The organism is Streptosporangium sp. NPDC000563 (genome assembly GCF_040299985.1).
GTDB lineage: Bacteria > Actinomycetota > Actinomycetes > Streptosporangiales > Streptosporangiaceae > Streptosporangium.
Map to the genome: position 1 here is coordinate 1658513 of NZ_JBEPDA010000001.1, position 11126 is coordinate 1669638.

Annotated in this window: 7 protein-coding genes; 4 read left to right on the top strand and 3 right to left on the bottom strand. The window is 70.7% G+C overall.

Annotated features, from left to right (window positions below; genetic code table 11):
• Nucleotides 1-77 precede the first annotated feature (77 nt).
• A complete protein-coding gene (locus tag ABT352_RS07895) occupies nt 78-1088 on the bottom strand; it encodes a helix-turn-helix transcriptional regulator (RefSeq protein ID WP_350943343.1) in 1011 nt (336 codons plus the stop codon).
• A gap of 482 nt (nt 1089-1570) precedes the next feature.
• Between ABT352_RS07895 and guaB the strand changes: the two genes are divergently transcribed.
• The 3 genes from guaB (at nt 1571) to ABT352_RS07910 (ending at nt 4653) form a co-directional block, all read left to right on the top strand.
• Complete coding sequence (gene guaB, locus ABT352_RS07900; RefSeq protein WP_350943344.1) at nt 1571-3052, top strand: IMP dehydrogenase; 1482 nt, start codon at nt 1571-1573, stop codon at nt 3050-3052.
• A 204-nt stretch (nt 3053-3256) separates the two neighbouring features.
• On the top strand, nt 3257-4372 hold the full coding sequence (locus ABT352_RS07905; protein ID WP_350943346.1) for a GuaB3 family IMP dehydrogenase-related protein: 1116 nt from the start codon (nt 3257-3259) through the stop codon (nt 4370-4372).
• Nucleotides 4373-4461: 89 nt separating this feature from the next.
• Nucleotides 4462-4653 (top strand): hypothetical protein, encoded by a 192-nt coding sequence (locus ABT352_RS07910; protein WP_350943348.1) that lies wholly within the window; start codon nt 4462-4464, stop codon nt 4651-4653.
• Here ABT352_RS07910 and nagA read toward each other — a convergent pair.
• Nucleotides 4637-5773 (bottom strand): N-acetylglucosamine-6-phosphate deacetylase, encoded by a 1137-nt coding sequence (gene nagA / locus ABT352_RS07915; protein WP_350943349.1) that lies wholly within the window; start codon nt 5771-5773, stop codon nt 4637-4639. The two genes, ABT352_RS07910 and nagA, sit on opposite strands and share 17 nt — an antisense overlap.
• A gap of 330 nt (nt 5774-6103) precedes the next feature.
• Here nagA and ABT352_RS07920 point away from each other — a divergent pair, with 330 nt between their 5' ends.
• Nucleotides 6104-7846 (top strand): glycerol-3-phosphate dehydrogenase/oxidase, encoded by a 1743-nt coding sequence (locus ABT352_RS07920; protein WP_350943351.1) that lies wholly within the window; start codon nt 6104-6106, stop codon nt 7844-7846.
• 132 nt (nt 7847-7978) lie between these two features.
• Here ABT352_RS07920 and ABT352_RS07925 read toward each other — a convergent pair whose 3' ends face one another.
• Nucleotides 7979-10891, bottom strand: a complete 2913-nt coding sequence (locus ABT352_RS07925; RefSeq protein ID WP_350943353.1) for a M36 family metallopeptidase — start codon at nt 10889-10891, stop codon at nt 7979-7981.
• Between the last annotated feature and the right edge of the window lie 235 nt (nt 10892-11126).

Sequence of the window (11126 nt, forward strand, 5' to 3'; positions counted from 1 at the left end):
GGGAGACCTCGGGGGAGCCCGAGGGCGGCGGCCGTGCCGGGAGCCCTGGGTGAGCCCCGGGGAAGCCCCGGGGAAGCCTAGGTGAGCCAGCCGCGCCGGGCGGCCTCCACCCCCGCCTGGAACCGCGACTGCGCCCCCAGTTCGGCCATGGCGTCGGCGAACCTGGCACGCACCGTGCGGACCGAGACGCCCAGCTGCCGGGCGATCATCTCGTCGGTGACGCCCTGGCCGGCCAGTCGCAGCACCCGGACCACCCCGTCGTCGCGGTGGGTCCAGGGCAGGCGGGCGGCGCGGGCCCACAGCTCCTCGAAGAGCGAGCGCAGCGCGGCCACCACGACGGGAGCCCTCACCAGGTGGAAGTTGTAGGCGTTCTCGGGCAGCGTGCCGCCCCACTGGGCGGGCATGCCCGCGGCGTCGTCTCCCGCGATGAGGAACCAGCTCGGCACCGTGTCGAGGGTGCGGACCTCGGCTCCCGCCCGCTCGAACTGGTCCAGTTTGTCGCGCAGGCCGGGGATCTCCAGGGTGTGCACCGGGATGGTGACCCGGCAGGAGAGCAGGCCGTCGCGCTGGGCCGCGATCCACTGGTCGGCGTAGCGGTGCGCGAAGTCGCTCATCGTCCGTCTGTCGGGGATGCCCGACATCAGCTTCAGCGGCGGGGCCTGGACCGCCATGCCGATCACGCTCTCGTATAGCTCGTCCGCCCCTCCGACCAGGTCCACGGAGAACTGGCCGGTCTGGTAGTCGCGCCCGGCGTCGTACTGGTGGATGAAGCCGCGGATCGAGCCGAGCACGGTGTCGATCCTGCGACTCTCGGCGGCGAGCCGGTCCAGCCTCTCCGCGACCAGGTGGCCGAGGGCCGCGGCCGGGTGACGGGCGAGGTACTCACCCCCCTGCTCGTCGACGACTCCCAGCCGTACCAGGGTGGCCAGTTCGCGGCCGATCGGCTCGGGCGAGCCGTTGGTGGCCTGGGCGAGTTCGGCGCAGGTGGCGCGGTGCAGGCGCAGGACCGCGTTGTAAAGGGTCGTCTGGGCGGGGGTGAGCCCCAGGGTTTCCAGCGGATCGGGCAGTGCGGGGGTGTCTGTGCGCATCGGTGAGGGACTCCTGCAGGTACACGAGGTCTGGCGAGGATAACCCGGCGAATCATCCCTGTCCGGGCGTTGCTTCTACTCGCATGCCCTCGTGTGCAGCTTCGTGCAATTGCACGTTCGGACATTGCGTGGCGAACGCATCGTGACGCACCCTTGACGCAGCGTCGGCAAAGGCGTGGATCACACCGCCATCCGGATGTGGAGGGGGGTTCGGGTGGTGTCAAGGCGTCCCCGCGCCGACGCCGGTGATCCGGGGGACCGAGCGGATCACCGACCGCTCGGCCCCTCGCTTTCCCTTTCCTCCCCGTTTTACCTGGGGGGCCCGTCTTTCCCCCGGGCCCCCCGGACCCCTCTTCTCTCCGCGGTCCACCTGTCTCGCCTTTTTCCCCCGGGTCCACCGGGTTTGGCGCCAGACTCTAAACTGTGACCCGGGGGTCGGCGCCTTTCCCCGTCATGAGAGCGCCGCGGCAGGAGGATTGCAGATGGCCAAGTTCACCGAGCCGGGGTTCACGTTCGACGACGTGCTCCTCGTTCCCGCGTATTCGGACCTGCAGCCGGGGCAGGCCGACACCACCACGCGGCTGTCTCGGGGCATCACCCTGCGGATCCCGCTGGTCTCGGCGGCGATGGACACGGTGACCGAGGCCCGCATGGCGGTGGCGATGGCACGCCAGGGCGGCATCGGCGTCCTGCACCGCAACCTGTCGATCGAGGACCAGGCCCAGCAGGCCGACCTCGTCAAGCGCTCAGAGGCCGGGATGGTCACCAACCCGGTCACCTGCTCCCCGGACGACACGCTGGCCGACGTCGAGCGCCTGTGCGCGACGTACCGGATCTCCGGTGTCCCGGTGACCGACGAGACCGGTGTGCTCGTCGGCATCGTCACCAACCGCGACATGCGCTTCGAGACCGACGAGAACCGTCCGGTACGCGAGGTCATGACCCCGATGCCGCTGGTCACCGCGCCGGTCGGGGTCTCCACCGACGACGCGTTCGACCTGCTCAAGCAGAACAAGATCGAGAAGCTCCCGCTGGTCGACGCCGGAGGGCGGCTGCGCGGGCTCATCACCGTCAAGGACTTCACCAAGAGCGAGCAGTATCCCCTCGCCACCAAGGACGCCGACGGCCGGCTCGTCGTGGGGGCGGCCGTCGGCGTCGGGGGCGACGCGGAGAAGCGGGCGATGGCGCTGATCGAGGCCGGGGTCGACGTGATCGTGGTGGACGTCGCGCACGGTCACTCCAAGGGCCTCGCCGACATGATCGCCAAGATCAAGTCCAACAGCCGGGTCGACGTGATCGGTGGCAACATCGCCACCCGCGCGGGCGCCCAGATGCTCGTCGACGCCGGGGTCGACGCGGTCAAGGTCGGCGTCGGGCCGGGCTCCATCTGCACCACCCGCGTGGTCGCCGGTGTCGGCGCCCCGCAGGTGACGGCGATCCACGAGGCCTCGCTGGCCGCGGGTCCCGCCGGGGTGCCGGTGATCGGCGACGGCGGCCTGCAGTACTCGGGCGACATCGTCAAGGCCATCGCGGCCGGAGCCGACACGGTCATGCTCGGCTCGCTCCTGGCGGGTTGCGAGGAGTCCCCGGGTGAGCTGATCTTCATCAACGGCAAGCAGTTCAAGTCGTACCGGGGGATGGGCTCGCTCGGCGCGGTCCGCAACCGCGAGCGCGGCGGCGCCTCCTTCAGCAAGGACCGCTACGCGCAGGGCGACGTCGGCCACGAGGACAAGTTCATCCCCGAGGGCATCGAGGGGCAGGTCCCCTACCGCGGCCCGGTCGCCGCGGTGGCCCACCAGCTCATCGGGGGCCTGCGCCAGGGCATGTGGTACTCCGGGTGCCGTACGGTCGCCGAGATGCACGAGCGGTGCGAGCTGATGCCGATCACGGCGGCGGGTCTCAAGGAGAGCCACCCGCACGACATCCAGATGACGGTCGAGGCTCCCAACTACCACGGTCGCTAGAGCGGCGCGCGCCGCTCACGCGGGAGAACGTGGCGTGCGCCCCGCACGCGCGAGACGCCGCGCGTACGGCCGTACCGCAGGGAACGGCGTGTCGGGCGCACGCAGGGAACACAGCGTGCGCTGTGCGCGCACGGAACACGGCGTGCCGGGCGCACGCATGGAACACGGCGTGCGCTGTGCGCACGGAACGGGAAAGACAGGCATATGACTCAGGTAGAGATCGGCCGCGGCAAGAACGGCCGTCGTGCCTACGCGCTCGACGAGATCGGCATCGTTCCCTCCCGTCGCACCCGCGACCCGGAGGAGGTCTCGATCGCCTGGCAGATCGACGCCTACCGCTTCGAGCTGCCCGTCGTGGTGAGCCCGATGGACAGCGTGGTCTCACCGAAGACCGCCATCGAGGTCGGCAGGCTCGGCGGTCTCGCCGTGCTCGACCTCGAAGGGCTGTGGACCAGGTACGACGACCCGACGCCTCTGCTGGAAGAGGTGGCCGAGCTCAAGGGCGCGCCCGCCACGAAGCGGCTGCAGGAGATCTACGACGCGCCGATCAAGGAGGAGCTGATCGGCCGCCGCATCGAGGAGATCCGCGCCGCCGGGGTGGCGACGGCCGTCCGGCTGTCCCCGCAGCGCACGGTCCAGTACCACAAGGCCGTCATCGACGCGGGCGTGGACATCTTCGTGATCCGCGGCACCACGGTCTCGGCCGAGCACGTCTCCGGCAGGGCCGAGCCGCTCAACCTCAAGCAGTTCATCTACGAGCTCGACGTGCCCGTCGTCGTCGGGGGGTGTGCCACCTACACCGCGGCGCTGCACCTGATGCGGACCGGCGCGGCCGGGGTGCTCGTCGGCTTCGGCGGCGGCGCCTCGCACACCACCCGCACGGTGCTGGGCGTGGTGGTGCCGATGGCCACCGCGATCTCCGACGTCGCCGCCGCCCGCCGCGACTACATGGACGAGTCCGGTGGCCGTTACGTCCACGTCATCGCCGACGGCGGCATGGGCACCTCCGGCGACATCGCCAAGGCGATCGCCGTGGGCGCGGACGCGGTCATGGTCGGCTCGCCGCTGGCGAGGGCCGTCGAGGCTCCCGGCAAGGGCTTCCACTGGGGGTCCGAGGCGCAGCACCCCGAGCTGCCCAGGGGCAAGCGGGTCGAGTTCGGCACGGTCGGCACGCTGGAGCAGATCCTGCACGGCCCCTCCTCGGTCGCCGACGGCTCGATGAACCTGATGGGCGCGCTCAGGCGCACGATGGCCACCGCCGGATACTCCGACCTCAAGGAGTTCCAGCGGGTCGAGGTCGTCGTCGCTCCGCAGGGCTGACCTTCTCGCGAGGGCGGGGCCGGACCTCACGCCGGCCCCCGTGAGGTCGATCGAGGCAGGGTGGGTTTCGCGCGGCAGGCCCTCCCGGTGTGGTCCGGCGGTTCGCCCGGCACGGCGCCGGGGCCGTGGAGCGTGATCTCGGTGAGCTCTCCCCCAACGCCCACCACGCCGTGCACCCGATGGCCGGGTCGCTGGAACCCGGCCTGGTCGGCATCCGCCGGGACCGGCCCTGGTCCGGTCCTGATGCGGCTCTGATCCGCCGGGTCAGCGGGGCTCGGTGATCCAGGTGCCCCCGCGCATGACGCCGGAGACCTCCAGGTCGTCGGTGAGCACCACCAGGTCGGCCCGCTTGCCGACCGAGACGGATCCCAGCTGGTCGGCGAGTCCCAGAACCCTCGCGGGGGTGAGGGAGGCGATCTCGGACGCCTCGGCCAGGGACAGGCCCACCTCGCGCACGGCGCGGCGGAACGCGACGTCCATGGTGAGGGTGCTGCCCGCGATGGTGCCGCTCCCGGCGAGCCTGGCCTCACCGTTCACCACGTTCACCGTCATCGGGCCGAGCTCGTAGACGCCGTCGCCCATGCCCGCCGCCGCCATGGCGTCGGTGATCAGCGCGGTCCTGCCGGGCCCCGCGACCTCGAAGGCGAGGCGCGTCATGGCCGGGTGCAGGTGCACGCCGTCGTTGATCAGCTCCACCGTGACGCGCTCGTCCTGGAGCAGCGCGGCGATCGGCCCGGGATCGCGGTGGTGCAGCGGCGGCATCGCGTTGTAGAGGTGGGTCGCGACGCTGCCGCCCGCCTCGATGCCCGAGATCGTCTGCTCGTAGGTGGCGTCGCTGTGGCCGAGGGCCGCGATCACCCCGTTGGCCGTCGCCTCCCGTACGGTCTCCAGCGCGCCGGGCAGTTCGGCGGCGATGGTGATCATCCGTACGTGGCCGCGTCCGGCCTTGAGCAACCCGGCGAGCTCCGCCGGTGAGGGGTCCCGCAGCAGGGCCGGGTTGTGCGCACCGCAGCGGGCGGTGGAGATGTAGGGGCCCTCGAAGTGGATACCGGCGAGCAGGCCGTCCTCGCACAGGTCGGCGAGGGAGGCGGCGGCCCTGGCCAGATCGTCCGTGGAGGCGGTGACCAGGCTGGCCATGAGCGTGGTGGTGCCGTGACGGGCGTGCAGGTCGACGGCGAGGCTCGCCTGGTCGGGGTCCCCGGTGGGGAAGGAAGCGCCCGCCCCGCCGTGGCTGTGGATGTCGACGAAACCGGGCACGACGTACCGGCCGCCGAGACCGAGCCCGGCGCCGGGGGCCGAGCCCTGGCCCACGTGGGTGATGCGGCCGTCTTCGATGGTGAGCCAGCCTTCGTGGACACCTTCGGGGGTCACGACGCGGGCGTCGGCGAGTGTGATGCTCATGCTGCCCATCCTTGCGGGTCCCCGGGAGAACCGGCTCCCGGCACGGCCGTCGGGACCACGGGGGCAGGGATCTTCTCCCTGTGAAGCGACGTGGTGCTCGCGCTCGACTTCGGATGGCCGGTGCGCCGTCCTCAGGTGACCGGTGATATACCGGGCGCGTCCGCTTTCCGGTGAGTTGTTGGTGAAATACTGCCGAGAACTTGGTTTCTTGATGTTCATGGGGTACGGCCTGAGTGCTGCCCGCCTTCCCTACCGGTCAGTAGTAATGCCTAGGGTAGATGGGTAGATACCTCACGTAAGGCGACAAGACGCACCCCAGGGGGTCGCACAATGACGGCGCGAATGGGCACCGGACGACTTGGTCCTGCCGAGCGGTCCGCCGCACTGGCGCAGATGGGCGCCGAAGAACTCGACGTGGTGGTGATCGGAGGCGGGGTCGTCGGAGCGGGGGTCGCCCTGGACGCGGTGACCAGGGGGTTGTCCGTCGGGCTGCTGGAGGCGCGCGACTTCGCCTCCGGCACCTCCTCCAGGTCGTCCAAGCTGATCCACGGCGGTCTGCGCTATCTGGAACAGCTCAATTTCGAGTTGGTGAGGGAGGCGCTCCAGGAACGGGCCCTGCTGCTGCAGCGGATCGCCCCTCACCTGGTCAGGCCGGTGCCGTTCTTGTTCCCGCTGACGCATTACGGCTGGGAGCGGCCCTATGTCGGCGCGGGTCTGGTGCTGTACGACACGATGGGCTTCTCCACCGGGCTCGCGAGGGGCGTACCGGGCCACAGGCACCTGTCGCGTACGAGGGCGTTGCGGCTCGCGCCCGCGCTGCGCAAGACGGCGTTCTCGGGTGCGGTGCAGTACTGGGACGCCCAGGTCGACGACGCCCGCCATGTGATGACCACGCTGCGGACGGCGGCGATGTACGGGGCGAACGTCGCCTCGCGGGCGCAGGTGGTGGGTTTCCTGCGCGAGGGGGAGCGGGTCACCGGGGTCCGGGTGCGTGACCTGGAGGGCGGCAAGGAGTTCGAGGTGCGGGCCCGGCAGGTGGTGAACGCCACCGGGGTGTGGACCGACGACATCCAGGAGATGGTCGGCGGGCGCGGGCAGATCCACGTGAGGGCCTCCAAGGGCATTCACCTGGTGGTGCCGCGCGACCGGATCCACTCCCTCACCGGGATCATCCTGCGCACCGAGAAGTCGGTGCTGTTCGTCATTCCCTGGGGCCGGCACTGGATCATCGGCACCACCGACACCCGGTGGGAGCTGGACCGGGCCCACCCGGCGGCGTCGCGCTCCGACATCGACTACGTCCTCGACCACGTGAACGAGATGCTCTCGGTCCCGCTCACCCGTGAGGACGTCGAGGGTGTCTACGCGGGGCTGCGCCCGCTGCTGTCGGGGGAGTCGGAGGAGACGTCCCAGCTCTCCCGCGAGCACGTGGTGGCCCACCCCGTGCCGGGGCTGGTGATGGTGGCCGGCGGAAAATACACGACATATCGTGTTATGGCAAAGGATGCGGTCGACGCCGTGGCACACGGCCTGGACCAGCGGGTCCCGCCCTCCTGCACCGATCGCGTCCCGCTGGCCGGGGCCGAGGGCTACCAGGCGCTGTGGAACTCCCGGCAGCGGCTCGCCCAGTCCTCCGGGCTGCACGTGGCCAGGATCGAGCACCTGCTCCAGCGGTACGGGTCGATGATCGACGAGGTCCTGGCGCTGGTCGAGCAGGACCCGTCGCTGGGCAAGCCGCTCACCGGGGCCGACGACTACCTGCGGGCGGAGGTGGTCTACGCGGCGACCCACGAGGGTGCCCGGCACGTGAACGACGTGCTGACCCGGCGTACGCACATCTCGATCGAGACCTTCCACCGAGGGGTGGGCGTGGTCCAGGAGGCGGCCCAGCTGCTCGCCGGGCCACTGGGCTGGGACGCCGAGCAGATCAAGCGCGAGGTGGAGTACTACACCAAGCGCGTCGAGTCGGAACGGCTGTCCCAGGAGCAGGACACCGACCACGAGGCCGACGCCATCCGCCTCGGCGCCCCGGAGATCGTGCCGGTCGCCGTTCCCGAGACGGACCCCGTCTAGCCTCGGGGAAATCGGGAAGCGGACCTCCTCGACGGAGGTTCTCGAACCGGGAGATCGCGGCACCGGCACCCGGAAACCGGGAGGTCCCCGGGGCCCGAGAAGCTCGGGCCCCGGGGACCTCCCGGAGCGGGACTAGCGGGTGAAGGCCTGGAACTCGGCCGCGCGCAGGTGGTCCCTGGCGGGGCTCGCCGTGGCGCAGTCGGTGGCGGAGTTGGGGTCGGCGTCCTGTTCACCGGCGTAGACGGGGTTGCCGGTGCACTGGGTGGAGACGGCTCGCAGGGTGAGGTGGGTCGCGGTGGTCGTGGGGATCTTGAAGGACTCGATGAGCAGGTCGGCACCGCGAGGACGCGGCCTGCGCGTCTCGAAGGCGTTGGACGGGCTGGTGTAGACGACCGAGAAGGACGCGGGTGACGAGCAGTCCTTCTTGGTGGCGTCGCAGGCCAGGACCTCGAAGGCGCGCAGGGCGCTGAAGCGGTTCTGGGTGCCGGGGTCGGCCGGGTCGCTCGGCGCGGGCGGCCTGAGCATGGCGCTGACCTGCACGCGGCGGATCTTCTCCGGCTTGGTGCCGGCCAGGTCCACGGTGACGGCCTTGCCCTTGACCGGAGCGGTGAGCGAGGCCCAGTTCGTCGCCTCCGTCTCGTCGATCAGCTTGGCCTGGTTGACGCCGTCACCGGTCGCGGTCGCGCCCAGCGCCGCCGAGGCGAGGTTCTTCGGCAGCGCGAGCGGCAGCGGCAGCTTCACGCCGGGCAGCACCGCGAACTTCACCCGGGTGTGCCCGAACCCGTTGCCCACGACCACGAAGTCGTAGATCCCCGGGGTCATCTCGACGGTGTCGCCGAGTTCGGTCGCCGGGTCGGTGTCGGCCACCGGCACCACGCGGCCCTCGTAGTCGCCGACGTACAGCCGGAGCGCCGCGTCCTTCGCCTCAAGCAGCGGCTTGAGCTGGATCCTGCCGTTCTTGCCGATCGGGTCGACGAAGCTCGGCGTCGGGTCGGGGTCGTTGCTCCCCGCGCTCGCCGCGCCCTGGCCGAGGCCGTGCTCGGCGAACGCGCGCCACATGATGGCCTGGTTCGCGCCGCCGAAGCGGATCACGTCGGCCGCGAGCATCGCGTCGCGGTGGTCGACGTAGCTGACCGAGCCGGAGGCCATCAGCAGCAGCGCGTCGAAGGAGACCTGCGCCCAGCGGCGGTTGCCCGGGCACTGCCCGAGCGGGGTCGTGCCCTCGGCGCACGCCTTCTGCTTGGCGGGGGTGCCTTCGCCGTACTTCTGGACGAAGGCCTTGCGCACGCCGTACTGGGTCGCCGACCAGATCTCACCGTCGGCGTGCACCTGCTGGCCGACGATGTCGTACGCGATGTCGCTGTAGTTCAGCGGGGACCTGGACATGTCGTAGTTGCGGATGCCCGCCTTCTTGTCGCCGGTGACGTAGCCGCCGGTGACGTAGGGGGTGTCGCCCGCGGGACGGTAGCCGTACTCGGAGAGGTACTCCATCGCGAACAGGTCGGAGGTGCTCTCGTTCATCGCCCCGGCCTGGGCGCCGCTCCACCCGGCGTTCGGACCGGCGATCATGCGACCGGAGATCGCGTGGGTGTACTCGTGCCCGATCACCGACATGTCGTAGTCGCCGTCCACGCAGGGCGAGTAGAACGAGCCCGCGATCGGCTGCCACATGTACATGTTGGTGATGGGGGCGACACCGTCGGGGCCGGTGATCTGGTTGGCGTTGTCGCGCACGCTGAGCACCCGGGCGCCCGCCTGGGCGTTGCCCTGCTCGGGGTCGCCGCCGAGGCCGCCGCGCTCGCCGTTGTCGTTCTGCATGTTCCAGGCGGTCTCGGTGAAGCCGAGCCGGTAGGACCAGTCGTGCATGCGGTTGTGCATGACGTGCAGGTTGGACATCGCGGCTTCGAGGTCGGCCTCACCCGGCTGGTCAAGGACGGCCGGGTCGCACTTGGCGGTGTACCACTTGTTCGTCCACGGGTAGACGTAGTCGCGGCTCGGGGTGGCCACGTTGCTCCGGGTGCCCACGGAGAACGCGTCGCCGCTGGCCCGGTTCTCCACGGTCTTGGCGGCGTTGCCGACGCTCGTGTTCGTCGGGGTGTTCGTGGCGTGGTCGACGTCCCACGCCTTGCCGGTGGCCGGGTCGGCGCCGATCACGTCACAGCCGGGGCCCGCCTTGGCGCACCACGTCGCGCGGGTGTCGGTGGAGGAGTAGTCGGCGGGGGGATTGGCGGTGAACGCCTTCCACCTGGGGTCGTCCGGCGCGCTGTGGTGGTCCACCAGGTTCTCGCGGGTGAGGATCTCGCCGCTGACCGCGTCCACGTGCGTCGTGTACGCGGCGGGCTCGCCCTCGCCGCCGCCGATCAGGACGACCTGGAACGCGTTGTGCGTCCCGTCGGGTGCGGGCACCGCCGTGGCGGTGACCTTCTTCACGGTGGCCGTGGCCAGGTCGATCCCGCCGTCCCTGGCCGCGATCTCCAGCGCCTGCTGCTCGGTGAGCCTGGCGGCGGGAGGCGCCTCGGAGGAGCGCGAGAGCGTCGAGGTGACGTGGAGGACCTTGCCGCCCTTCACCCCGATCACGACCTGCCCGTCCACACCCGCGGGCAGGTCGCCGAACCTCTGCCGCAGCAGTACGGCGTACCCGTCACCGATGGGGTTGGCGGCGATCTTCTCCAGTGCGTCCACGGCCTCGCCGGAGAGCCCGAAGAGGTTCTCGTTCGCCTTGAGGTAGGCCCGCGCGGCCCGCTCGGGGTCGGCGTCCAGGCCCTCTGCGAGGGGGGCGGAGTCGGCGATGACGGCCGGGGTGCCGAGGGCGTTCCACCGGATCGTCGCGGTGCTCGCGGTCGCGGATCTGGAGAGCGAGGCAGGGGGCGCGACGCTGCCGCGCCGGTTGTCCAGGTCGGGCTTGGCGCTGTGTTCCGACTGGAAGTCGTGGGGCTTGGGAGGCTGGCCACCGGGTTCGCCCTGGGCGACCCCCGGCAGGGGAATGAAGAGCGCCGCTGTGGCGGCGGCGATGACGGTAACGCGTGACCAGGGTTTGGTCGACACCGATCCTCCTGCGAAAGCTGGCCGTCGTCGGCCATGGCACACGCGGATCACGTGTGGTGGGCAAGAGGTAACACCGATTCAAGTGTCCTGACAAGATCTTGTAAAGGTGTGTATATCGGTGTTATAGGGGCTCTCAAGGCACATAACAGGACGCGGCCCCCGCGGGGGGGCGGGGGGGCGGGTACGAGTCTTGTGGTGGCCGGCACTCGATAAAGGGGTACACACCAGGGTGGCG

Coding starts and splice junctions, on each gene's coding strand:
- ABT352_RS07895 (WP_350943343.1), bottom strand. CDS start 1,088: ATGCGCACAGACACCCCCGCACTGCCCGATCCGCTGGAAACCCTGGGG.
- guaB (WP_350943344.1), top strand. CDS start 1,571: ATGGCCAAGTTCACCGAGCCGGGGTTCACGTTCGACGACGTGCTCCTC.
- ABT352_RS07905 (WP_350943346.1), top strand. CDS start 3,257: ATGACTCAGGTAGAGATCGGCCGCGGCAAGAACGGCCGTCGTGCCTAC.
- nagA (WP_350943349.1), bottom strand. CDS start 5,773: ATGAGCATCACACTCGCCGACGCCCGCGTCGTGACCCCCGAAGGTGTC.
- ABT352_RS07920 (WP_350943351.1), top strand. CDS start 6,104: ATGACGGCGCGAATGGGCACCGGACGACTTGGTCCTGCCGAGCGGTCC.